Genomic DNA, 24,030 nt, shown 5'->3' with positions numbered 1-24,030 from the left:
CACGGCGTGCAGCGAGCACGGCGGAAAGGGGTTACTTCGTGACCGAAGCGGGCTCGGAGACCGTCACACCGTGAGCGAACTTGAGCATCGCGCGGGTGTCGGCGAGTTCGGTCGCGCGCTGCTCGGCGGTCCAGCCGAGGGCGTCGGTCATGATTGACGCGATCTCCTCGAGCAGGTCTCCGGTGAGCTGTCCGGTGAAGGCGAGGCTCGTGCGGCGCAGCAGGACATCGGCCATGTTCACGACGTACTCGTGCGTGACCAGGTACTCGATCTCGGCACGCGAGTAGTGCGCGTTCGAGGCGAGCGGCTCGTCGTCGTTCTCACCGAGGAAGGCGATGAACTCCGTCGCGCGGGTTCCGTAGCGCTGCAGCAGCTCGTCGACGCGGGCGGCCGGAAGAGTTCCGGCGTTCGCCGCAACCCACTTCGCGGTGGCGGCCTCGGTCAGCGGGAAGCCCTTGCCTCCACCGATGGCGCGGCCGACGGTGCTGACGGTGCGCTCGAGTCCGAGAAGCCCAAGAACCTCGTTCGACATGTGCTCGGAGAGCGCACGGAACGTGGTCCACTTTCCACCGACGAGGCTGACGAGCGTGCTGCCCGGGCGCTCGGTGATGGGGGTCTTCTCGATGCGGTAGTCACGCGAGACGAAACCGGGGGTCTCGTCGTCGTGCTTGGGCAGCGGGCGGATGCCGGCGAAGCTGTAGACAATCTGCGAGCGGTCGAGCTTCACGGTCGGAAGCACGTGCTTGACGAGATCGAAGAAGTAGTCGATCTCGTCTTCGGTGGCAACGACCGGCTCACGGACATCCGCTTCCAGGTCCGTCGTACCGATCATGACCTTGCCCTTGAGCGGGTAGATCAGCACGATGCGGCCGTCGTTGTTCTCGAAGAACAGCTCGCGACCGGCAAGCTCGGTGAGCATTTCCTCGTTCTCGACGACGATATGCGATCCCTTGGTGCCACCCATGTACTGGGTCGGCATGCCGAGGTTCTCGTTGGTGACGTCGGTCCAGGGGCCGGAGGTGTTGACGACGACCTCGGAGGCAATCGTGAACTCGGTGCCACTGACGGTGTCGCGCACCAGCACACCCTCGGCGGTCAGCGCGATGGCCTCGACGTAGTTGGCGGCGCGGGCCTTGGAACCGGTCTGCAGCCCGTCGTGGAGCACGTCGAGCGCGAGGCGCTCCGGGTCGTGCATGGAGGCGTCGTAGTAGGTGGCCGTGTACTTGATGCCCGGGTTCAGCTTGGGCAGCGCCTTGAGGGACTCGCGGCGGCCCTTGAACTCGTGGCGCGGAACGGTTCCACCGTCGCGGCTGAAGGAGTCATACAGGGTCAGGCCGATCTTGATCAGCGCGGCACCGCGCTCCTTGGTGCTGCGCTGCTTGTGCGTCAGCAGGCGGATCGGCGCGTTCAGGATGCCGGAGACGGTCGAGAAGATCGGGATGGTCGTCTTCAGGGGCTTCACGTAGTGGGGCGCGGTCTTGAGCAGACCGTTGCGCTCCTGCACGGACTCGCGGACGAGACGGAACTCGCCGTTCTCGAGGTAACGGATGCCACCGTGGATCATGTGGGAGGACGCGGATGACGCGCCGGAGACGTAGTCGCCGCGCTCAACCAGCACGACGTCGACGCCCTGGAGCGTGAGGTCGCGGAAGCTCGCGAGGCCGTTGATGCCACCGCCGATGATCAATACTTGAGCGGACGGACGCTCGACAATTCCCGCAACGTTGTCCCGAAGTTCTCCGGTCGTCTTTGACTGCGTAACCATGTATTTCTGACCTTTTCCCAAGTTTCATTGCGTCCACGCAATGTATGTGTATGAATACAGTGTGGCCCTGGTCACACAAATGCTCAACCCACCTGCACATATGTGCACCGAGAGGCAAGCCAATGACGGATCCCACGAGCAGCGCGCCCGAGAAGGTGCGCGACGCACTTCAGGCGGCACACCTGTATTACCTGCAAGACCTCACCATGGACGCGATCGCACGCGAGCTGCATACGTCCCGGTCATCCGTGTCCCGGCTGCTGAGTTTCGCCCGGTCGACGGGCCTCGTGGACATTCAGATCAAGTCGCCCCTCGACCAGATTTCACGCGTGCAGCGGGACATCCACTCCCGCTTCGGCGTCGCCGCCCACGTCGTGCCGGTGCCTGACCACACCAGCGAGGTCGACCGGCTCGAGCGGGTTGCCCTGTCGGCTGCACGAATTCTCGGCACCTTTTTCGACTCGAACATGACGATGGGCATCGCGTGGGGCTCTACGGTGAGCGCCGTCAGCCGCCACCTGGTGCGCAAGCCGACTCACAACGCCCAGATCGTGCAGCTCAACGGCGCCGGGAACACGCAGACCACCGGTATCAACTACGCCAGCGAGATCCTGCGCAGGTTCGGGGATGCCTACGGCGCCTCGGTGCAGCACTTCCCCGTTCCCGCGTTCTTCGATGACCCGAACACCAAGCTCGCCCTCTGGCGCGAGCGCAGCACCCAGCGGGTTCTGGAGATTCAGGGACGAATGGATGTCGCGCTGTTTGGTATCGGGAGCCCGACGGCCGAGGTTCCCAGCCACGTGTACACGAGCGGCTATCTCGACGAGGAGGACTTCGCGGTACTGCGCGAGCAGAACGTGGTTGGGGACGTCGCCACCGTCTTCCTGCGTGCGGACGGGTCATCCACCGACATCTCCCTCAACGCGCGCGCGACCGGGCCCGACTTCGCCGCTCTGCGGCAGGTCGCCCGCCGGGTCTGTGTGAGCTCTGGCATTTCGAAGCTCGAGGCCCTGCGCGGTGCCCTCGCCGCCCGTCTCGTGACGGACCTCATCATCGATGAGGGAACCGCCCGGGCCCTGGTGGAGTAGCGCCCCATGCACCACCTGTTCGACCTGGGCGACGGATTCTGGCTCGGCCTGCGCACCCTCGAGACCGTGCCGGAGATGCTCGCCCTGACCGAGAAGAACATCGCCCGGCTGCGGCGCTGGGAGCCGTGGGCGCAGGAGGACCCGACGCTCGCCGGCACCCGGCTGTACACGCAACTGCAGCTCGACCAGTACGCCCGGGGCACGGCGGTACCGGCGGTGCTGTACGACGGCGAGGTTGCGGTCGGATCGGTCTCGATGCGGCTCGACCGCGCGAACGGTTCGGCGGAGCTCGGCTACTGGATCGACGCCGGCTTCGAGGGGCAGGGGCTCGTCACCCGGGCGTGCACGGCTCTCATCGGTCATGCCGCCGCCGAGGGGATGTCGCGCGTCGAGATCCGTGCGGCGACCGGCAACGTACGCAGCCGCCGCGTTGCCGAACGACTCGGGTTCACGCACGAACGGGTGCTGCCGGCGGCGTTCCCCGTCGGTAACGTCCGGCTCGATGTCGCGGTTTACGCACTCGCGCTGCCACCGTCGGAATGATTGGCTCTCGCGCCTACGCCTCGTCCGCGGTCGTCGTCGCCATGCGGGTCAGCGCATTGGTCGAGTGCGCGTAGCAGGCAGCCATCGTCGCCTCGACATCCCCGGCCGCGTAGGCGGCGAGGATCGTGTCGTGTTCGTCCAGCGCCTGCTCGCGGCGAAAGGTGCTGGCGTGAATGTCATCCCGCACGTGCAGCGCGGACAGGTTGAGCAACTCCCCCATCATCCGCAGCGCACGCGGGCGCGCCGACGGTTGCGCGAGCGCCCAGTGAAAGTCGCGGTTGAGCGTCGCCCACTGCCCCGCGTTGTCTCCTGCCGCGCGCATCTGCGCCTGGATCTCTGCGGCGCGGGCGATGACGTCCCGGCCCGCGAGCGGCACGGCGGTCGCGATGTTGTGCGATTCGATGAGTCGCAGCATGTCGAGCACCTCGATGCGCTCGTCGAGGCTGAGGTCCCGCACGGTGGCGCCCTTGTGGTTGGCGATTGTCAGCAGTCCCTCGGCGGACAGGCGCCGGAAGGCCTCGCGAACGGGCGTCGACGAGACGCCAAGCTCCGCGCTGATGACGTCCTGCCGCAGGCGCTCGCCAATGGCCAGCTGGCCTTCAAGGATGCGGGCGCGCAGCAATTCGACGATCCGGTGTTCGGTGGTTTCGGCGAGACCACTCTGCGTTGAGTTGACCACGAATCCCCTTTCTCGAGCATTTCTCTCAGGTTACGGGCGCGGCGAAGCGACTGTGTCCCCTTTGTAAAAAGCATGTTTCGGAATGCCGATCTGGTGAAAATCACCGGCGCCCATGGATGAGTATAGGAACACAAAATGCATTATGCATAAAAAATAATCGTTCGACTGGAGTTCTCGTGAGGCAAATGACCGACCGTCTGCGGCGCCGGGTGCTGCCCGTAGTCGGCGCGCTCGTGCTGGCAGTCGTGGTGCTCGCGGGACTGATCGCCGTCTTCGGCGCCAACCCGACCGCAACCGCGATCGCCCTCTGGAACGGTGTCGTGGGTTCGCCGTTCACCATCGGCCAGACCATCACCATCGCCAGTGTGCTCGCGCTCACCGCAATCTCGGCCCTCGTGCCGTTCACCGCGCAGCTGTGGAACGTCGGCGCCGAGGGACAGTTATACGCGGGTGCCATCGGAAGCGTCAGCGTCGCCCTCACCATGGGCTCCGGTCCCGGCACCCTCACCCTCATCTGCTCGGTCCTCGCGGGAATCGCCAGCGGCGCTGTCTGGGGTCTCGTCCCCGGAATTCTTCGCACCGTCTGGGGTGCGAGCGAAATGATTGTCTCGTTGCTGATGAACTTCCTGGCCCTCCTCGCTGCCAACTACGTGATCACCCGCATCTTCCCTGACTCGAGCGGACAGTCCACCCGCACGGTGACGCCGAACGCGCAGCTTCCCGTGCTCTGGACCGCCGGCTCGGTGAACCTCGGAGTGATCTTCACGATTCTCGTGGTCATCGCCATCGGCGTAATGCTCGGCTCCACGCGCTTCGGCTTCGCGGTGCGGGCGGCGGGACTGAACGCCAGGGCGGCACGCCTCGCCGGGTTCGGCGACCGCTCCACCTCCATCGCGACGTTTGCAATCGCCGGTGGCGTCGCGGGTCTCGCCGGCGCCGTTCTCGTGCTCGGCACGAGCGGTCACCTCAGCACCGGCTTCTCCGCCAACTACGGCTTCATCGGCGTTGCCGTTGCCCTGGTCGCCGGGTTGCGTCCGATCTTCGTCATTCCGAGCGCGCTGTTCTTTGGCGCACTGAGCGTCGGCAGCAACAGCCTGCAGGTGGCCGTCGGGCTTCCCAAGGATCTCGGTTCCGTACTCGTCGCGGTGCTCGTCATTGTGCTTCTCGCCGTCCACGTCATCCGCATTCGCCAGCGAGGAGCCGCAGCATGACCATCGCAGCCATCACCGTCCTGCTTGTCATCACCGTTCAGATGGCGGCGCCCCTCCTGTGGGTCACCCTCGGCGAGATCATTTCGGAACGCTCTGGTGTTCTGAACATCGGCGCCGAGGGAACGATGCTCCTGGGCGCGTGGGCGACGGCAACGGCCATCAGCTTCGGTGCCAGCCCGCTTGTCGCCTGCCTCGCCGGAATCGGAGTCGGAGCGATTGTTGGACTGGTCATGTCAGTCCTCTACATCTGGCGCCGCGTCGACCAGATCGTCGGCGGGATCATGGTCAACCTCTTTGCCCTCGGCTTCACGACAGCGATGTGGGCAGTGCTGCAGGGAACCGCGGTGGGAGTCAACGCGCCCACCCTCACGGTGCCCCTGCTCAGCGACATCCCCTTTATTGGCACCGCGCTCTTCTCGCAGAACGCCACCGTCTATCTCGCAATCCTCGCCGCGCCCGCCGTATTTGCTCTCATCCGTCGCACCCGCTGGGGACTGCGCCTGCGGGCAGCGGGCGAGCAGCCGAGCGCCCTCGACTCCGCCGGTGTCAGCGTGCGGCGGGTTCGCACATCCGGGCTCATTACGGGCACCTGCCTCGCCGGCCTCGGCGGCGCGTGCCTCGTGGTGACGTCGGCCTCCGGCGGATTCGTGGCCAACATGACGGCGGGCACGGGCTTCATTGCCCTGGGTGTGGTGATTCTCGCCCGCTGGAACCCTCTCGTCGCCCTCCTCACCACGGTCGTCTTCGGCTTGCTCAAGGCCCTGCAGTTCCAGGCGCAATCCTTTGGACCGTTGTCCGACGTTCCCAACGACGTCTGGCTGGCCGTGCCCTACATCGTGGCCATCGTTGCCGTGGCCGCGGCACGCAGTACGCGGTTCGCGCCCACCGTTGGCGTCCCCTGGTCGCGTCACTGACGTCGCTGTAGCCACCCACGTCTTTCTCTTCCGCTCCACTTCCCGTCCGCACCACAGCCCGCGCATCAGCCCACACCATTAGGAGAACCACGACCATGCGAATCACCCACCTTCGTCGGCCTGGCCGACTCGTTGCAATCACCGCAGCGGCCGTCACCGCCGGTCTGCTGCTCGCCGGATGCACGACCACCGCGAGCACGTCCGGCAGCGGCTCCACCGCCGCGTCGGCGGATGCCTTCAAGGCCGTCGTTCTCACCGATGGACCGAAGAACGACCAGTCCTGGTCCAACTCGGTCTTCGACGGCCTGTCGGAGATCGACAAGTCCGTGAACGTCAAGACCGACTTCGTCGGCCCGCTCAGCACCCCGGACGAGTACGTCCAGCAGGGTTCGGCGTACGCGTCGCAGGGCTACAAGATGATCCTGATCACCAACGGTGCCCAGACGGCGTCGGCGATTCAGCTCGCCAAGTCGTTCCCCGACGTGACCGTCTGCCAGGGCCCGATCTCCCCCACCGAGGCCGAGATCGCCGCGTTCCCCTCCAACTTCTGCGCCTGGAACCTCAAGCAGCAGGACGGCACCTTCCTCGCCGGTGTCCTCGCCGGTCTCGTGACCAAGACCAACAAGGTGGCCTCGGTCGCCGGTGGTGAGTTCCCCGCCGTCATCCGCCAGCCCGAGGGATTCATCCTCGGTGCGCGCTGCGTCAACCCGGACGTGACCATCGATACGAAGTACATCAACAGCTTCAGTGACGTGGCCGCCGCCCAGGCCGCCGCACAGACCCAGGTCTCGGCAGGAGCCGACGTCATTCTGTCGGCAGTGGATGGCGCGGTGAAGGGTCTGTACAGCGCGGCCGAGGGAGCCCCGCAGACGACGTACGTCATCCCGTCGTACTTCGACAGCTACGAGCGGGCGCCCAAGGTCGTCCTCACCAGCGTTCTTTACAACCTCAACGGCATCACCGCTGACCTGATCCAGCGCGCGGCGCAGGGCAAGATCACGGCCAAGGAGTACATCCCGTACACCTACGCCAACCTGAAGGTCGGCGAGCTCGCGGACTTCCACGACCGCACCGACGTCGTCACGGCTGACATCCAGTCCAAGCTCGAGGCGATCGAGGCCAAGCTGCGCAGCGGCGACATCGTCGTTCCGGACGAGAAGGGAGCGGACGCCCCGCTCTCCGTCGAAGGCGCCGGATCGACCATCGACCCGGCCAGCATCGGCTGCTAGCTCCACCCGCACATTCACCCTTGCCCACCGAAAAGACAGGAATCATCGTGACGTCGATACCGGTAACCGCAGCTGCGGACACCACGACATCCGCTCCGGCCGGAGCCCCAGCGCTCGAGCTGCGGGGAATCACCAAGCGCTTCGGCGCCGTGGTGGCCAACGATTCCGTCGACTTCGCGGTGGGCAAGGGTGAAGTGCACGTACTCCTCGGGGAGAACGGCGCCGGCAAGTCCACACTGATGAACGTGGTCTACGGGCACCTTCAGCCGGACGCCGGGGCAATCCTCGTCGGTGGAACCGCCCGCCGCTTCCACTCCCCCTCCGACGCCCTCGCGGCCGGGATCGGCATGGTGCACCAGCACTTCAGCCTCGTGCCGTCATTCTCGGTCGCCCAGAACGTCGTACTCGGCGCCGAAGGTCGCCCGGGCGTACTCAACACCCGCGCCATCGAGCGGTCGGTGCAGGACGTTGCCGACCGGCTCGGCTGGTCGTTCGACGTGCGTAAGATGACCGGCGACCTCGCGGTCTCCGGCCAACAGCGCGTCGAGATCCTCAAGCTGCTGTACCGCGGCGCCACCGTCCTGCTGCTGGACGAGCCGACCGCCCTGCTCGCCCCACCCGAAATCGACTCCCTGCTCGAGACCGTCGAGACCCTCCGGGCGCGCGGCGACGCGATCGTGCTCGTCACCCACAAACTTCGGGAAGTGGCATCCGCCGCCGACCGCGTCACCGTCATCCGGCACGGTCGCACCGGCGACGTCTTCGTCCGCGGCGAGTTCGACGAGGCGTCACTCGCCCGCGCCATGACCGGCCGCGACGGAGACCTCACCCCGCGGTCCTCCCCCGGCATTCCGGTACCGGCGGCGACTCCAGCGAAGTTCAGCGTTTCGGGTCTCACGGTCGCCGGCGACACCGGCACGCCCGCGGTCGACGACGTCACCTTCTCCGTGCGTCCCGGCGAGATCGTCGCCATCGCCGGCGTCGAGGGAAACGGCCAGCACGAGCTCGTCGAAGCCCTGAGCGGGCTCACTTCGTCCAGCGGCAGCATCACGCTCGGCGGCGTGGACGTCTCCGGCGGTCACCCCAAGGCCATGCGTGAAGCGGGTCTGGGCATCGTGCCCGCCGACCGTCGCGCGTGGGGCGTCATCGGCGCCATGTCCATCGCCGACAACCTCGCCCTGTCGTCCATCGCGCTCGGTCGCTCCAGCCGGAGCGGATTCCTCGGGCGCAGCGGCATCCGCTCGACCGCCCGCACCCTCGTCGAAAAATACGACATCCGTCCCGCCGACATCGACGCCCTCGCCGGCTCGCTTTCCGGTGGCAATATGCAGAAACTCGTCGTTGCCCGCGAGTTGCACGCCAAGCCCTCCGCTTTGCTGGCCGCGAGTCCCACCTGGGGCCTCGATGTGGGGGCCGTGTCCGACGTGCACAGCCGCATCCGCGAGGCGCGGGACGAGGGATGCGCCGTGCTGCTGCAATCCCTCGACCTCGACGAAGTTCTCGCCCTCGCCGACCGCATCCTCGTGATGTACCGCGGTCGCATTGTGCTGGAGGTCGATCGTGCCGACGTCGATCTCGAAAAGCTTTCCCTGGCGATGATCGGCGGCTGAGCGCCGTGATTGTCAACGCAACTACCGAACGTAAGGATCTCCCATGACTGAATCACGAAGCATCCACCTCGCTGCCGACCTGTCGTTTTATCACACCGACTTTGTCTGGCGGTCGCCGGGCGGCTGGCAGGGTCACCAGTACCTGGGGCCCGAGTTCTACGAAGACATCGCCCGCCTCGCGGCTCGCGGTGTGTTCGACATGCTCTTCTTTGGCGAGGCGGCAGAGACTCCCGAGAACTACGGCGGCAACCACGACGCCTCCGTCAAGTGGGGCATGCGCTGGCCCAAGCACGACATGACGCCGATGATCCCCCTGATGGCACGCGTGGCCGAGAACATCGGCTTCGGCATGACGATGTCGACGACATACCACAACCCGTTCCACGTGGCTCGGCTGTTCTCCTCCATGGACTGGATCACCGGCGGCCGGATGGCCTGGAACTCCGTGACATCCGGCTACAAGAACGAAGCCGCCAACTGGGGCTACGACCCGATCCTGCCCAAGGACGTGCGGTACGACATGGCCGACGAACACATGGAGGTCGTCGCAAAGCTCTGGGGAAGCGTCGAACAGGACGCGCTCATCTACGACCAGGTGTCGGGCGAGTTCGCGGACCCCTCGAAGGTGCACCTCATCAACCACGTGGGCGAGCACTTCAAGGTCAAGGGTCCACTGCCGGTGTTGCCCTCGCCGCAGGGCCGACCGGTCGTCATCCAGGCCGGCCAGTCGGGGCGTGGCCTCGACCTCGCGGGTAAGCACGCCGAGATGCAGTTCGCGATCAACCGCACCATCGAGAGCATGAAGAAGCACCGCACCGACCTCGACGCGGCACTGGCCCGCCACGGACGCAGCCCCCGCGACTGCGGTGTGCTGTGGTCCATCCGCGCGCAGGTCTGCAGCCCCGCCGAGGCCGAAGAGCGCGACCGCAAGTTCGTCGAGTCACTGCCGCCGCAGGCCGGCATGATCATGCTGTCGAACCTGCTCGGTGTCGACTTCTCGACGGTCGACGGTCGCACCCCGCTGTCGGAAATGGTCGAGCGCGTGCGTGAGCAGCAGGGTCACTTTGGCTTCTTCCAGGACGCCGTCGAGACGTCAGGTCCCGACATGACCGTCGAGCAGTTCGGACGCATCTACCTCACCGACCAGGCCATCAAGGTCGTCGGTACCCCGAAGCAGATCGTCGACAAGATCGAAGAGATCCACGAGGCCACCGGGGAGAACGGTGGCATCATCCTCGAGGGCTGCATCGCTGCCCCCGATGAGCTGCGCGAGTTCGTGGAGAACGTGGTTCCCGAGCTCCAGCGCCGCGGTCTCAGCAAGAAGGAGTACGCGGGTTCGACCCTGCGCGCCAACCTCGAGGCGTAGCGCACCGGCCCCGCCCGCACCACGCGGGCGGGGTCAGCGCGTGCGCTGCGGAGTCTCGAAGTAGAGGTGCGCGTGCAGGGCGCAGCCGGGGTTGAAGACGGCCGTGCAACTCGGGCAGTCCTCGGTTGCGAGGTATGCGTTCACACTGAGCTCGGTGCCGCAGACACCACACAGCACCGCGGTGGGTTCGTCCCACCGCGCGACGGGCCAGCGGGATGACTCGTGCGCGCCCTCGCCCCGGTGGGCGTCCTCCTCGTGGCAGTCGAAGCACGGGTAGTAGCGGTCGCAGCAGAGGAACTTCAGGGCCACCACGTCCGTCTCGCCGTGCCAGTGCACGCACCGGGTCTGTGCGTCCACGGCACTGCCGTAGACGGGGTGCCCGTTACTGAAGATGGGCGGGGTCGAGGGGCCGCCGGCGGCGAGAGGACTCTCGCTGCCGGCGCCCGTGACCTCGGCCCGTGGCATCCGCTTAAAGACGCTCGGCGGCGTCGACGACGTTCTTCAGCAGCATGGCGCGCGTCATCGGGCCTACTCCACCGGGAACCGGGGAGAGGAAACCGGCGACGGCCGACGCAGCGGGGTCGACGTCGCCGACCAGTCGTGCCTTGCCGGTCTCGGCGTTCACGACCCGCGTGATGCCGACGTCGAGTACCGCGGCGCCGGGCTTGATCCAGTCGGGCTTGATGAGCCCGGCCACGCCGACGGCGGCGACGAGGATGTCCGCGCTGCGCACTTCCGCCTCGAGGTCGAGGGTGCGGGAGTGGGTCAGCGTGACGGTGGCGTCCAGGCCCTTGCGGGTGAGGAGGAGGCCGAGCGGGCGACCGACGGTGAGGCCGCGACCGACGACCACGACCTTCTTGCCGGGGATCGTCACGTGGTACCGCGTGAGCATCTCGACGATGCCGGCCGGGGTGCACGGCAGCGGCGACTTCAGCGGGCCGCCGACGCCGAGGACGAGGCGCCCGAGGTTCGTCGGGTGCAGGCCGTCGGCGTCCTTCGCGGGATCCATCAGTTCGAGCATGGCGTTCTCGTCGAGTCCGGCGGGAAGCGGCAGCTGGATGATGTAGCCGGTGACGCGGGGGTCGGCGTTGAGCTCGGCGATGGCCTCGCGCACCTCGTCGGCGGTCGCCGTCTCGGGCAGGTCAACCCGGATGGACTCGATGCCCACCTCGGCGCAGTCGCGGTGCTTGCCCGCGACGTAGGAGAGCGAGCCGGGGTCGGAGCCCACGAGCAGCGTGCCGAGGCCCGGGGTGATTCCCCGCGCCTTGAGCGCCTGGATGCGGGTGGTGAGTTCCTTCTTCACGGCGGTCGCGGTGGCGACCCCGTCGAGAACTACTGCTGTCATCTGCGAATCCCCTTACGACCAGGTCCCGGGAGAAACCAGGTTCGGGTACAGCGGGTAGCCATCGGTGAGGCGCAGCACGCGCGAGCGGAGCGCGGCGACATCCGGGGAGGGCATCAGCGCGTTGGCGATGATGTCGGCGACCTCGGTGAACTCGGCATCGCCGAAGCCACGCGTGGCCAGCGCCGGGGTGCCGATGCGCACGCCCGAGGGGGTCATCGGGGGGCGCGGGTCGAACGGAACCGAGTTGCGGTTCACGGTGATGCCGACCTCGTGCAGGATGTCTTCGGCATCCTGGCCGTGGATGGCGGCGGTGCGCAGGTCGACGAGCACCAGGTGCACGTCGGTTCCTCCGGTGAGTACGTCGACGCCCGCGGCACGCGCGTCGGTCGCCATCAGGCGGTCGGCCAGAATCTGCGCGCCACGGATGGTGCGCTCCTGGCGGTCCTTGAACTCGGGCTCGGCGGCGAGCTTGAACGCCGTCGCCTTCGCGGCGATCACGTGCATGAGCGGTCCGCCCTGCTGGCCCGGGAAGACGTTCGAGTTGAGCTTCTTCTGCAGGTCGAGGTCGTTGGTCAGGATAAAGCCCGAACGCGGTCCACCGATGGTCTTGTGCACGGTGGACGACGTGACGTGCGCGTACGGCACCGGGTTCGGGTGCAGGCCGGCCGCGACGAGTCCGGCGAAGTGGGCCATGTCGACCCAGAGAACCGCGCCGACCTCGTCGGCGATCGCACGGAACGCGGCGAAGTCGAGCTGGCGCGAGTATGCCGACCATCCGGCGATGAGCACCTGCGGGCGAACCTCGAGGGCCTTGGCGCGCACGACGTCCATGTCGACGCGGAACGTCTCGGGATCCACTCCGTAGGCGTGCGCCTCGTAGAGCTTGCCCGAGAAGTTGAGTTTCATGCCGTGGGTGAGGTGACCGCCGTGGGCCAGCTCGAGTCCGAGAATCCGGTCGCCCGGCTGCGCGATCGCCGACAGGACGGCGGCGTTGGCGGATGCCCCGGAATGGGGCTGCACGTTGGCGTACGCGGCACCGAACAGGCTCTTCGCGCGGGAGATGGCCAGGGTCTCTGCGACATCCACAAATTCGCAGCCACCGTAGTAGCGGCGTCCCGGGTAGCCCTCGGCGTACTTGTTGGTGAGCACGGAGCCCTGGGCTTCGAGCACGGCGCGCGGAACGAAGTTCTCGCTGGCGATCATCTCAAGGGTGCCGCGCTGGCGGCCGAGTTCGCTGGCGAGTACCGCGGCGATCTCCGGGTCAACCTCAGAGAGAGGGGAGTTGAAGGTAGAGGACATGGGCGCTCCTGACGATCGGTGGATTGATTGCGCCGCTTGCACGGCGTACTGCTATCCGTTTGGCCCAGGCGTACGGCCAAATCGATGTCAGTCGCTCCCCGATGGTTGCCCATCTCAACGCCAGTTGCGACCCGTGAAGCATACCAGCCGGAGGTCGCCGGTCGTGGGTGAATAACGGGTGATTACTTGACGGCCCCGGCCGTCAGCCCGCCGACGAGGTGCTTCTCGATGAGGGCGAACAGGATCACCACGGGCACGATTGCGATGAGCGACGCCGCGAACATCTCCGCCCAGTTCTGCTCGTACGCCGTGACGTAGGAGTTGATACCGACGGTGAGCGGCTTCAGCGCGTCATCCTGAATCAGCGTCAGCGCGACCACGTACTCGTTCCACGCGGCGATGAAGGTGAAGGTGACGGCGGTCACGATGCCGGGAAGGGTCAGCGGCAGCATCACCCGCATGAGCGTGCCGAACCTGCCGCTGCCGTCGAGGGCGGCGGCTTCCTCGATCTCTTTGGGGATCGCGGCGAAGAACCCCTGCAGGATCCACAGGGCAAACGCGATGTTGAACGCGGCATCGGTGAGGATGAGGGCGCCGTAGGTGTTGATCAGGCCGAGGTCGTAGAACTCGCGGTAGATACCGACGACGAGGCTTGTCGGCGCGAACATCTGCGTGACGACCACGAGGCCGAGAAAGATAACCCGCCCGCGGAAGCTGAAGCGCGCCGTGAAGTACGCCGCTGGGATCGCCACGAGGATCACGATGACCGTGGCCGACAGCGCCACGATCAGCGAGGTCTTGAGCCAGTTCTGGAAATCGGTGTCGCCGATCACCGCAACGAACGCGTCGAAGGTCCACGTCTTCGGCAGCACCGCCGGCGGCGTGGCCAGCACCTCGCCGTTGGGTCGCAGCGCGTCCAGCAGCATCACGAGGTACGGCGAGACGAACACGAGGATGACAGCAAGCCCACCGAGCGGCAACACGAAGCGGCGGGCGTTCGCCCAGCCACGAAGACGACGGCGCGGGATGACCCGGGCGGAGGCCAGGACGGAGGGGCGGGTGCTCGAGCTCGTCGTCATGCTTTGTCTCCTTGACGCCAGTTCACGAACCGCAGGTAGATGCCGACCGCGATCAGGATGATGAGCACGTTGAAGATGCCGGCCGCAGCGGACATACCGATGTCGTGGTCGCCGCTCTTGAACGCGAGCTTGTACATGTAGGTGATCATCGTGTCGTTGCCCACACCCGGGTTGGATCCGTTGAGGATCCAGATGACGGGGAACGAGTTGAAGACGTAGATCATGTTGAGCACGACGCCGATGAGGATGGCGGGCCGCAGCAGCGGCAGCGTGATCGTGCGATAGGTCTGCCACGGGGTGGCGCCGTCGATACGCGCGGCCTCGTAGACGTCGGCGGGGATCGCGTTCAGGCCCGCAACAAAGAGGTACGCGGTGAACGGCAGCGATACGAAGACACCGACCAGGATCATCGACGGCATCACGAACCGGCTGTCCCCGAGCCAGTCGATGGGGGTGTGGATGATCCCCAATGCGAGCAGCACGTGGTTGATGATGCCGTGGTAGTAGTCGTACATCAGGCGGAAGAGCTGGCTGCTGATGACGAGGGCCGCGGCCCACGGCACGATGACCGCCCAGCGCACGAAGCGGCGGCCGAAGAAGCTCTTGGAGAGGAACTGCGCGAGCCCAAGACCGATGACGATCGTGAGGACCACGACGACAACGACCCACACGAGCGTGTTCCACATCACCTGCCCGAGGTCGGGACTCGTGAGGAAGTTCACGTAGTTGTCGAAGCCGGCACTGCCCTTGCGCAGTCCGGTGATCGAGTAGGTACCGAACGACGTGGCGAACAGGGTGATCGCGGGGTAGACCACGACACCGAGGATGAGAACGAGGGCGGGGCCCAGCCAGAGCAGGGCCTCCCCCATGCTGGCCGAGCCGAAGTCGCGGCGCCGGCGCCGGAGTACGGGCCGGGCCGCGACATCAACTGGGGTCATGGTGCTACTTACCCGCCTCTGCCTGCGCCTGCAGGTCGTCAAGGAACTTCTTCGGGTCTCCGTTGGGCGCTACCGCCAGGCCGATGTTCTGCTGGATGGTGAGCTTGATCTTGTCCCACTCCGGGTCGTCGGTCGGCGTCAGGTGGATGTTCGGAAGCGTGTCGAGGTAGACCTTCAGCTTCGGGTCGGAGGAGAACTCCGCAAGACCCGAGGTCGTGACCGGCAGGAAGCCCTCGGCCTTGATCCAGGTGTTGATCTCGTCGGGCGCGTAGTACATCTTGTAGAACTCCTTGACGGCGTCCTGGTTGCCCGGCTTCTTGAACGACATGAGGTAGTCGGTCACACCGTAGGTCTGCGCCGCCGCGCCGTCACCCGAGGGCATCGGGGCGATCGCGTACTTGACCGAGGTGAAGTCGGTGTCGAGCGCGCTCTGCAGTGGGCTGAAGCCCACGACCATGCCGGCCTTGCCCTGCTCGAAGAGCGAGAAGGCGCCGTCGGTGCGATTGGTGTGACCCGGGTTGTTCTGGGTGACCTTCTCGGTGACCGAGAGTGACTTCATGTACTCGAGTGTCTTGATGTTCTCCGGCGAGTTCAGGGTCCACTTGCCGTCTGCCTTGAAGTCACCGCCGTTGTTGAACAGCCAGATGGCGAACTCCGCCTGTGCTTCTTCGGGGCCGAGGGGCTGCGCGTAGCCGACGGCGCCATTGCCGAGAGCCTGTACCTTTTTCGCGTCCGCGGTGAATTCGTCCCACGTGGCGGGAGCGGCGGTGATGCCGGCCTTCGTGAAGAGGTCGGTGTTGTAGAACAGGGCACGGGCCGACGAGAGGTCGGGCATACCGTAGAACTTGCCGTCGTAGGTGCCGCTCTTTACGAAGGCGGGGATGATGTCGGCCTTCGTCGCCGCGTCGAGAACCTCGTCCGAGTTATAGAGGAGGTCGTCGGCTGCGTAGCTCGCGTACGCGTTCTGGTTGAGGATGTCCGGCAGGTTGCCGCTCTGCACCATCGTGCTGCTCTGCTGGTCGAGGTCGTTCCAGCTGATGATCTGCAGGTTGAGCTTGACGCCCGTCTTCTTCTCGTACTTGGTGGCGAATGCCTTCCAGAACTCGCTGGTGTGGTCGGGGCTGTACTCCGCGATAACCACCTTGATCGACTTGACGTCTGCTCCGCTGGAGGCGTCATTCGTGCTGGCGCCGCAGGACGCGAGCGTCATCGAGGCGATCGCCGCAATGGCGGCAAGCCCCACAAACCTCAAAGATTTCTTCATCGATTTCCCTCACTCTTGGTTGGTGCGCTGTTTCACCAGCGTTCGGCGATTGGTTGAATCCTGTACCGATTCCGGAGTTACGTCAAGACTCCTTACAAACTTGTAATGTGACGTTTACACACAAACATTGCGGCGAGCGCGCGTTTCGGGAGCTGCCCGCGCCGCGAGGCATCCGCCCCTCCCCGATCCACCCGGAGGGAGAAAAAAGCGCCCGGCGGGAGCTATAGCTCCCGCCAATTGCCAGGATCTCCCGCCAAAAGCTGCGTTAACTCCCGCCAAAGGCGAAATCGTGGGACCGCGCCCGCAGCTACAGGGTTTCCCACGGCAGACGGTTGGCCCAGGCGTGCCGGTAGTAGTCGACGTTGGCGAGTCTGGATGCCGCCGCCTCGTCGACAAGAACACTCACGTGAGCGTGCAGCTGAATGGCGGATCCGGGCGACGACGCGGTGATCGGGCCCTCCACGGCGGCGGCGATCGCGGCGGCCTTTCCCTCACCGAAGGCGAGCAGCACGAGGTGCCGCGCCCGCTGGATGGTGCCGAGCCCCTGCGTGATGCAGTGCACCGGGACATCCGCCGGCGAATCGAAAAATCGGGCGTTGTCTTCTCGCGTCTGCGCCGTCAGCGTCTTGACGCGCGTGAGGGACGCGAAGGATGACCCGGGCTCGTTGAACCCGATATGTCCGTCGGTTCCGATGCCGAGTATCTGCAGGTCGATGCCGCCGGCCTCGATGATGGCACGCTCGTAATCCGCTCCGGCCGTCTCGAGAGGACCGCGGTCGCCCGGCACGCGCACCAGCGCGGGGTCGAGTCCGAGCGGCTCGACGACGTCACGCGTGATGACGGCGCGGTAGCTCTCCGGATGCCCGGGCGGCAGCCCCACGTATTCGTCGAGGGCGAAGCCACGCACCCGCGACAGGTCCGCGCCCTTCGCGGCGAGCGCGCGGTACACCGCCAGCGGCGTGGATCCCGTGGCGAGTCCCAGCACCGCATCGGGTTTCTGCGCGACCAGCGCGAGGATGGCGTCGGCCGCCAGCTCCCCCGCCGCCGCCATGTCGGACACAATCACGATTTCGGCCATGACGAACACTCTCCTGGGGTTGCTCCGCTCGCGGCGGGTGGTCGGTGCGCGGCCGCGGCACGGTCGCGTTTGGTCAGTGCGCCCGCTCACCCACGAGCGCGGCGCCCACGGCGGCGGCGGGGAATCCCGGCGGCACCAGTTGCACTCGCTCGGCCAGGCCCAGCGAGGCGATGAATGGGGATTGCAGCGCCCACGCGTCGAGGGCCGTGCGCACGCGCGAGATTAGGGGCTCGCCGAGGGCGCTGATGCCCCCGCCAATCATCACGGTGTCGACATCGGCCGTCAGCACCAGCAGACGTACGGCGGCGGCAACGTTGACGATCAGCCTGTCCCGCACCTCGATCGCGGCGGGCTCGCCCCGGTCGGCGGCCTCGAAGAGGGCGAGGACGGGAAGCGGATGATCCGTGGGCCACTGCCGCGCGACCGCGGATCCCGACGCCACGGTCTCGAGGCATCCGCGTTGCCCACACGGGCACAACAGCCCATTCGGATCGACGGGGATGTGGCCGATCTCGCCGGCATTACCCCGGGCACCGCGCCACAGCTCTCCGCGCAACACAAACCCGGCCGCAAGTCCCGTGCCGAGGTTGAGATAGGCGAGCGAGGTCACGCCGTCGCCGAGCAGCCTGTGTGCCCCGAGCGCCGCCGCGTTGACGTCGTTCTCCAGCCGCACGGGCACGCCGAGGCGTGCGCTCAGCTGGTCGCCGAGGTCGAGGTCTTCGAGACCGAGATTCACGGCGTGCGCGACCCGCCCCGTGGTGGCATCGACGGAGCCGGGGATGCCGATTCCTATCGACGCAAAGTCGCCGGTCGCGATGCCCAGGCGCCCGGCGAGCTGGATCACGGCCGATGCGGCGCTCGCCACGACCTCGGCCGGACCGAAGCCCGTGGGCAGCCGCAGCTGCTCGAGGATGTGCCCCGAGTCATTCACCACCACAGCGTGGGTCTTGGTGCCGCCGATGTCGACGCCGACCGTCAGAGACGTCATCTACGAGAACCCGAGCTGGCTGGACAGCACTGCCACCGCGGCACCGCGCAGCACGATGTCGTCGCCGAGTTCGGTCATGCGCAGCACCACGTGGCCGTGGAATTCCTCCATCGTGCGCGACCGCAGCGTGTCGAGCGTTGCCTGGCTCAGCGGGCCATCGAGCAGCTCGACGGGTCCACTCAGCACGATCTCGGCGAGGTCGAGGGCACCCACGACGGGAGCGAGCGCGATGCCCAGGCGATGCCCGGCCTGGCGCAGAATATCTTCGCGATCAGCGGATGTCCGTGCCCGCTCCAGTCGCGCATCCAGCCGCGGTGTCGCGAGCCATGTTTCGAGGCAGCCGTATTTTCCACAGGAGCACTCAGCCCCGCCATCGGTGCCGACGACGACGTGGCCGATCTCCCCCGCGGCGTAACGGCTTCCGTACAGGGGGCTGCCGCCCACCAGCAGCCCGGCGCCCACACCGTGCCCGATCTTGACGAGCATGATGTCACCGTTGGCGTCGCCGAAGCTGTGCTCTGCCAGCACCGCGGCGTTGGCATCGTTGATGACAAAGGTGGGCAGCGAGAAGCGTTCCGCGAGCATGTCCTGCAGGGGAAGACCCGTCCACCCGAGGTTGGGCGCGCTGAGGATGACACCCTCGCGGTCCACGACACCCGGGGACCCGACGCCGATGCCGAGCAGCGGTGCCGTTGCGCCCGCCACGAGCTCGTCGACGAGGGCGAGCACCTTATCCGAGGCATCCGCCCCCACACTGTTCGCCAGGGGGATCTCGGCGCTCGTGATGATGCGCCCGTCGAGATCGAGGATTGCGCCGCGGAAGACGGCGAAGGCACTGAGGTCGACGCCGACGATGTGGAAGGCGCTCCTGTTGATGTCGAGCAGGGTGCCCGGTTTGCCGGGGCGGGGGCTCTCCCGCTCGCCGGTCTCGATGACGAGGCCCTCGGACATCAGCTCGGCGATGAGGTCGGAGACCGTGACCCGGGTTAGTCCCGTGCCGCGGGCGACGTCGGCCCGGGACTGCGTTCCCGCGCGGTAGAGCAGCTGCAGAACGAGGGACCTGTTGTGGCCGCGGGCGTGCTCGGGGAGCACCTTGGCGCTCGGCCGGAGGGCACGGCCCGTAGGGAAGCCGGGCGACCGCCGCGAGGGGAACGCGGAAACCTGTTCGCGAGGTTCCTCAACTTCAGCCATGTTTGTTAGTAAAGCTTACGAACTCGCTGTGTGCAAGCTTTTCGCGTCACTGACAGCAGTCCACCGCAGCACTCCCGGTGGCGCGACCCCCGGTGCGGGGCTGGCCCGTCGGTCACGCATGGTCCAGACCAAAATCCGCGCCATCGAGTGCGGCGAGGGCGGCGGATGTGGCGGCGATGCTCGGCACCCGTCGCCCTCCGTCGTTCGTCAGCAGGTGGATGCTGCGGATGCTTTCCGGGGTGTGCTCGCGAATGACGACACCGGCCGGAATGGTCGCCGTGGCGAGCGCGAGCCGCGGCAGCATTGCCACGCCGAGACCGCTCGCCACCATGCTGAGCACGGCAGCGGCGTTGTCGGTCTCGAGAGAAATAGCCGGCTCGAACCCGGCGGTCGCACACACCGTGAGTAGGTGGCCGCGGCAGCGGGGACATCCCGCAATCCATCGCTCTGCGGCGAGATCAGCGAGGTCGACGGGCGCCGTAGAGGCACCCGCGAGGGCGTGCGTCGCGGGGAGAACCACGACGGTGCGCTCGGTGAAGAGGGTGGTGGACGTGAGCCCCGTGCCGACGGATGACCCATCGCCGGCGTAGCTGAAGGTGATGGCGAGATCGACGGCGCCGTCACGCAACAGCGTCTCCGCCTCGGGAGGCTCCGCTTCGACGTAGCCGACCGTGATGCCCGGATGACGCTCGCGCATCGCGGCGAACAGCCGGGGAACGAGGGTGGACGACGCGGTGGGAAACGCGGCGACGCGCACCGATCCGGACTGGAGGCCGGCCAGCTCGGCGAGCTCCCCGCTCGCGGCATCCAGTGCCGTGGTGACGGTGACCGCGTGGCGCGCGAGGACGGCGCCCGCCTCCGTAAGCCGCACGCCGCGACCAACCCGGGTGATCAGCGGTACACCGAGCCGGATCTCGACCCGCTGGAGGTGCTGGCTCACGGCGGGTTGGCTGAAGCCGAGGGCACGGGCGGCGGCCGTGATCGATCCCGTGTCGGCGATCGCGCGCACGATGCGGAGGGAATGCAGGTCCAGGTCACTCATAACGCCCGATTATAGGTCGCATACGAAGCATGGCCTTGTTGCATAGGTTTGACGGCGGGAGGCTGGAGACATGAGCCTCGCTGCCGCCATTGCCTCGTTCGATAACCCGCGGGGGTATCTCGCCGCGGCGACCATGGGCCTGCCTCCGCGGCAGACGATCGCCGCTCTTCGGCGTGACCTCGACGGCTGGCAGTCGGGCACGTGCAACCCGAAGGACTACGACGGTGTCGTGGCCCGCACCCGGGGTCACTACGCCAGCCTTGTGGGAATCGGCGTCGACCGGGTGGCGATCGGCTCGCAGACCTCGGTGCTCGCGAGCGTCCTGGCGAGCGCCGTTCCGCCCGGCGCAGAAGTGCTCTGCGTGCTCGGCGACTTCAGTTCCATGGTCTTCCCCTTTCTCCAACGTCCCGACATCTCTGTGCGCTCGGTCGCGCTGGAGGACCTCGCCGCATCCATCGGCCCCACCACCTGGCTGGTCGCCTTCTCGCACGTGCAGTCCTCGAACGGACGCGTCGCCGATGTGGACGCGGTGACCGCCGCGGCCCTGCGGTTCGGGGCTCGCACGTTCTGCGACACCACCCAGTCGGTGGGCGTATGCCCCGTGGATGCCACGCTGTTCGACGCGACCGTCTGCCACGCCTACAAGTGGCTCTGCTCGCCGCGCGGCGTCGCATTCCTCACGGTGTCGACGGCGCTGCAGGAACAACTGCGACCGGTGCACGCCGGCTGGTACGCGGGTGAGCAGGTGTGGTCGTCCTGTTACGGGCCGACGATGCAGCTCGCGCAGGACGCCCGTCGTTTCGACGTGTCACCCGCGTGGCAGGCGTGGGTGGGGGCCGAGGCATCCATCGACATGTTCGCGACTCTCGATATCGCGGAGATCTGGCGCCGCAGCGTGACGCTCGGGGACCTGCTGTGCGACGGGCTGGGGATTGACCGGCAGGGTCAGGCTATCGTGACGTGGGCCGACGCCGACGGACGCGACCTGGCGCGGCTGTCCGCGGCGGGCGTGACGGCATCCGGGCGGGCAGGGCGGCTTCGCGCGGCCTTCCACCTGTGGAACGACGAGTCGGACGTCGCCGCGGTGCTGGGCGCCCTGCGCTGAGCCGTGTCTCCTAGATCGCGTAGTCGGCGACGCGCGGCGGGCGCGGCTTGCGTGCCCGCCGTGCCAGCCAGACGTTGGTGAGGATCATCAGCACGATGCCGACGCAGAGGATCGCGACGTCCACGAAGGGCAGCACCGACAGGTCGATCTGGTCGAGCAGGATGCCACCAAGCAGCGCGCCCAGGCCGATAGCGAGGTTGAACGAGGTGGTGAATAACGCGGCGGCGAGGTCGCGCAGGCGAGCGGATGCCGCGTGCAGCATGCGCGTCTGCAGCATGGCCGGGAGGCCGCCGAACGCGACGCCCCACACCACGAGGGCGACGATGACCACAACGCTCGAGGACGAGAACAGCGCGAGCACGAACACCGAGAGCATCACGAGCGTTGTCGCCAGGATCAGGCCTGCACGGGGATAGCGGTCGCTCACGAGGCCGGCGAGCACGAGCCCGAGTGCGCCGGCGCCCCCGAACAGGAACAGGAGGATTGCGATCGAGTCCTCGGGGAATCCGCCGACGTGGATCAGCCAGGGTGCGACGTACGTATAGAAGAGGTTGTGGCCGAGCATGATCGTCACGATGATCAGGCACAGGATGATGACCGCCGGGATGCTGCGGTCCTTGTGCAGGGGCAACGGTATTTCGCCGGTCTTGAGTGTGACGCGGTGGTCGACGGCGGGCAGGAACCGCAGCACGAGCGCGGCGAGCACCAGCACGATCACGCCGATAACGGTGAAGGCGAGACGCCATCCGAGGGCGTGGCCGAGGGCAGTGCCGAGCGGAACGCCCAGGACGAAGGCAGCGGTGCCGCCCCCGCTGGTGATGGCGACGGCCCGGCCGATCTGGTGCTTGGGCACCAGGTGGGCGGAGTAGGCGCCGACGACGGCCCAGAACAGGCCGTGGGCCAGACCACCGATGACGCGGGCACCCACGAGTACCTCGTAGCTCGGGGCAAGGGCGGCGATGATGTTTCCCGTCGCGACAACGAGGAGCACCGCGACAACGAGGTACTTCCGTGAGTAGCGGCGGGTGAGGGCCGCGAGCGGGGTGGTCGACAGCACGACGGTGCCGGCAAAAATCGTGACGAGCAGCCCGATGCGGGATTCGGAGACGTTCAGTTCCCGCGCCATATCGGGCAGCAGCCCCGTGGGCAGGAACTCACTTGTGACGGACACGAAGATCGCGCCGGCGAGAACGAGGAGCCCGACCCAGGGGAACGCGGAGGTGGGTGTCGTGGAGGGCAGTGCGGAGGAGGGCGGTGCAGACGCAGACAACGGCGGTATTCCTGATTCGTGAAGAGGTGGTGCGTTCGCCGCCCGCGGGATGCCGCGGTGGGTGCGGGATCCCCTCCAGATTAGCGGGCACCTCCGCTGCCCGTACTCTTGGTTTCGTGACTGACGCCTCGACACACTGGATCCTGACCCTCGTCTGCGAAGACCGTCCCGGAATCGTCCACGCGATCAGCGGCGCCGTCGTGCAGGCGAACGGAAACATCACGGAGTCCCAACAGTTCTCCAGCGCCGAGACCGGCACCTTCTTCATGCGCCTGCAGGTAGTCTCCGCATCCACCCGCGAGGCATTCGAAGACGCCCTCGCCCCGGTGTCGGAGCAGTACGGCATGACCTGGCGGCTGGACGTGGTGGGCCGCCCGCTGCGCACCCTCGTTCTCGTGTCCAAGGCGGGGCACTGCCTCAACGACATGCTGTACCGCCAGCGCGCGGGTCAGTTGAGCGTCGACATCCCCCTCGTCATGGCCAACCACCCCGACCTTGCACCGCTCGCCGAGTTCTACGACGTGCCGTTCGAGGCGCACGCCGTCGCGGGCGCCGAGCAGAAGGCCGCGTTCGAACGCCGGGTTCTCGAGGTCGTCGAGGAGCACGACATCGAGCTCGTCGTGCTCGCCCGGTACATGCAGATCATCTCCCCCGAGCTGTGCGCGAAGCTCGAGGGACGCCTCATCAACATCCACCACTCGTTCCTGCCGGGATTCAAGGGCGCCAACCCGTACAAGCAGGCACACGCCCGCGGCGTCAAGCTCATCGGTGCCACCGCGCACTTCGTGACAAGCGATCTCGACGAGGGCCCGATCATCGAGCAGAACGTCGTGCGTGTGGATCACTCCCGCACCCCGGCCGAGCTCGTGGCCATCGGCCAGGACGAGGAATCCCGCACCCTCACCCAGGCCGTGAAGTGGTTCGCGGAAGATCGTGTGCTCCTGGATCAGACGCGCACAATCATCTTCAAGTAATCCCGCAGCACTGCTCTACCCTGAACGTACAGGTCAGCATCAGAGGATGGAC

The 24,030-nt window shown here is 66.9% G+C and carries 22 protein-coding genes and 1 riboswitch; of the genes, 9 read left to right on the top strand and 13 right to left on the bottom strand.

The features are described 5' to 3' along the window. Nucleotides 1–31 precede the first annotated feature (31 nt). Nucleotides 32–1,765 carry a glycerol-3-phosphate dehydrogenase/oxidase gene (locus tag HB677_RS12245; protein ID WP_213815990.1) on the bottom strand — a complete coding sequence of 578 codons (1,734 nt, stop codon included), beginning with the start codon at nt 1,763–1,765 and terminating at the stop codon, nt 32–34. Between the two features lie 122 nt (nt 1,766–1,887). Between HB677_RS12245 and HB677_RS12240 the strand changes: the two genes are divergently transcribed. Both HB677_RS12240 and HB677_RS12235 read left to right on the top strand, forming a co-directional pair. Next, entirely contained in the window at nt 1,888–2,853 is a 966-nt protein-coding gene (locus HB677_RS12240; protein ID WP_213815989.1) for a sugar-binding transcriptional regulator, read from the top strand. 6 nt (nt 2,854–2,859) lie between these two features. Further along, complete coding sequence (locus HB677_RS12235) at nt 2,860–3,396, top strand: GNAT family N-acetyltransferase (protein ID WP_213815988.1); 537 nt, start codon at nt 2,860–2,862, stop codon at nt 3,394–3,396. Nucleotides 3,397–3,409: 13 nt separating this feature from the next. On the opposite strand, the gene HB677_RS18870 is transcribed toward HB677_RS12235, so the two are convergent. Further along, a complete protein-coding gene (locus HB677_RS18870) occupies nt 3,410–4,075 on the bottom strand; it encodes a GntR family transcriptional regulator (RefSeq protein ID WP_213815987.1) in 666 nt (221 codons plus the stop codon). Between the two features lie 185 nt (nt 4,076–4,260). On the opposite strand from HB677_RS18870, the gene HB677_RS12225 reads away from it, so the two are divergent. From HB677_RS12225 to HB677_RS12205, 5 genes are all read left to right on the top strand, one after another. Continuing rightward, entirely contained in the window at nt 4,261–5,286 is a 1,026-nt protein-coding gene (locus tag HB677_RS12225) for an ABC transporter permease (protein ID WP_213815986.1), read from the top strand. Then, the gene (locus tag HB677_RS12220) at nt 5,283–6,200 is read left to right on the top strand and encodes an ABC transporter permease (protein ID WP_213815985.1); all 918 of its coding nucleotides are present in this window, start codon (nt 5,283–5,285) and stop codon (nt 6,198–6,200) included. Before HB677_RS12225 ends, HB677_RS12220 begins: the two co-directional genes overlap by 4 nt. Nucleotides 6,201–6,295: 95 nt before the next feature. Continuing rightward, a complete protein-coding gene (locus HB677_RS12215) occupies nt 6,296–7,429 on the top strand; it encodes a BMP family protein (RefSeq protein WP_213815984.1) in 1,134 nt (377 codons plus the stop codon). 47 nt (nt 7,430–7,476) lie between these two features. After that, the gene (locus HB677_RS12210) at nt 7,477–9,039 is read left to right on the top strand and encodes an ABC transporter ATP-binding protein (protein ID WP_213815983.1); all 1,563 of its coding nucleotides are present in this window, start codon (nt 7,477–7,479) and stop codon (nt 9,037–9,039) included. Between the two features lie 43 nt (nt 9,040–9,082). Next, nucleotides 9,083–10,405, top strand: a complete 1,323-nt coding sequence (locus tag HB677_RS12205; RefSeq protein ID WP_213815982.1) for an NtaA/DmoA family FMN-dependent monooxygenase — start codon at nt 9,083–9,085, stop codon at nt 10,403–10,405. A 33-nt stretch (nt 10,406–10,438) separates the two neighbouring features. Here the strand turns inward: HB677_RS12205 and HB677_RS12200 are convergent, their stop codons facing one another. The 10 genes from HB677_RS12200 to HB677_RS12155 all read right to left on the bottom strand — a co-directional run bounded on the left by HB677_RS12200 (nt 10,439) and on the right by HB677_RS12155 (nt 20,629). After that, a complete protein-coding gene (locus HB677_RS12200) occupies nt 10,439–10,870 on the bottom strand; it encodes a CHY zinc finger protein (RefSeq protein WP_213815981.1) in 432 nt (143 codons plus the stop codon). A 4-nt stretch (nt 10,871–10,874) separates the two neighbouring features. Further along, a complete protein-coding gene (locus tag HB677_RS12195) occupies nt 10,875–11,750 on the bottom strand; it encodes a bifunctional methylenetetrahydrofolate dehydrogenase/methenyltetrahydrofolate cyclohydrolase (RefSeq protein ID WP_213815980.1) in 876 nt (291 codons plus the stop codon). Nucleotides 11,751–11,762: 12 nt separating this feature from the next. After that, nucleotides 11,763–13,049 carry a serine hydroxymethyltransferase gene (gene glyA / locus HB677_RS12190; RefSeq protein WP_213815979.1) on the bottom strand — a complete coding sequence of 429 codons (1,287 nt, stop codon included), beginning with the start codon at nt 13,047–13,049 and terminating at the stop codon, nt 11,763–11,765. A 55-nt stretch (nt 13,050–13,104) separates the two neighbouring features. Further along, a riboswitch (ZMP/ZTP riboswitch) is annotated at nt 13,105–13,187 on the bottom strand. A gap of 44 nt (nt 13,188–13,231) precedes the next feature. After that, nucleotides 13,232–14,128 (bottom strand): carbohydrate ABC transporter permease, encoded by an 897-nt coding sequence (locus HB677_RS12185; RefSeq protein WP_213815978.1) that lies wholly within the window; start codon nt 14,126–14,128, stop codon nt 13,232–13,234. Further along, the gene (locus HB677_RS12180) at nt 14,125–15,066 is read right to left on the bottom strand and encodes a carbohydrate ABC transporter permease (RefSeq protein ID WP_255546567.1); all 942 of its coding nucleotides are present in this window, start codon (nt 15,064–15,066) and stop codon (nt 14,125–14,127) included. The genes HB677_RS12185 and HB677_RS12180 overlap by 4 nt, the downstream gene beginning before the upstream one ends. Before the next feature lie 4 nt (nt 15,067–15,070). Beyond that, nucleotides 15,071–16,330 (bottom strand): ABC transporter substrate-binding protein, encoded by a 1,260-nt coding sequence (locus HB677_RS12175; RefSeq protein WP_213815977.1) that lies wholly within the window; start codon nt 16,328–16,330, stop codon nt 15,071–15,073. Nucleotides 16,331–16,637: 307 nt separating this feature from the next. After that, the gene (locus HB677_RS12170) at nt 16,638–17,408 is read right to left on the bottom strand and encodes a glucosamine-6-phosphate deaminase (RefSeq protein ID WP_213815976.1); all 771 of its coding nucleotides are present in this window, start codon (nt 17,406–17,408) and stop codon (nt 16,638–16,640) included. 73 nt (nt 17,409–17,481) lie between these two features. After that, the gene (locus HB677_RS12165; RefSeq protein ID WP_255546565.1) at nt 17,482–18,396 is read right to left on the bottom strand and encodes an ROK family protein; all 915 of its coding nucleotides are present in this window, start codon (nt 18,394–18,396) and stop codon (nt 17,482–17,484) included. Continuing rightward, nucleotides 18,397–19,587 (bottom strand): ROK family transcriptional regulator, encoded by a 1,191-nt coding sequence (locus HB677_RS12160; protein WP_213815975.1) that lies wholly within the window; start codon nt 19,585–19,587, stop codon nt 18,397–18,399. A gap of 112 nt (nt 19,588–19,699) precedes the next feature. Continuing rightward, nucleotides 19,700–20,629, bottom strand: a complete 930-nt coding sequence (locus HB677_RS12155; RefSeq protein WP_213815974.1) for a LysR family transcriptional regulator — start codon at nt 20,627–20,629, stop codon at nt 19,700–19,702. Nucleotides 20,630–20,699: 70 nt separating this feature from the next. Here HB677_RS12155 and HB677_RS12150 point away from each other — a divergent pair, with 70 nt between their 5' ends. Beyond that, complete coding sequence (locus tag HB677_RS12150) at nt 20,700–21,734, top strand: aminotransferase class V-fold PLP-dependent enzyme (RefSeq protein ID WP_213815973.1); 1,035 nt, start codon at nt 20,700–20,702, stop codon at nt 21,732–21,734. 10 nt (nt 21,735–21,744) lie between these two features. Here the strand turns inward: HB677_RS12150 and HB677_RS12145 are convergent, their stop codons facing one another. Then, a complete protein-coding gene (locus HB677_RS12145; RefSeq protein ID WP_213815972.1) occupies nt 21,745–23,004 on the bottom strand; it encodes an MFS transporter in 1,260 nt (419 codons plus the stop codon). Between the two features lie 116 nt (nt 23,005–23,120). On the opposite strand from HB677_RS12145, the gene purU reads away from it, so the two are divergent. Beyond that, nucleotides 23,121–23,978 carry a formyltetrahydrofolate deformylase gene (gene purU / locus HB677_RS12140; protein WP_213815971.1) on the top strand — a complete coding sequence of 286 codons (858 nt, stop codon included), beginning with the start codon at nt 23,121–23,123 and terminating at the stop codon, nt 23,976–23,978. Nucleotides 23,979–24,030 lie beyond the last annotated feature (52 nt).

The organism is Glaciihabitans sp. dw_435 (assembly GCF_018449675.1).
In the GTDB taxonomy this organism is placed as follows: domain Bacteria; phylum Actinomycetota; class Actinomycetes; order Actinomycetales; family Microbacteriaceae; genus Glaciihabitans.
This window is presented reverse-complemented; position numbering and strand designations above follow the sequence as displayed.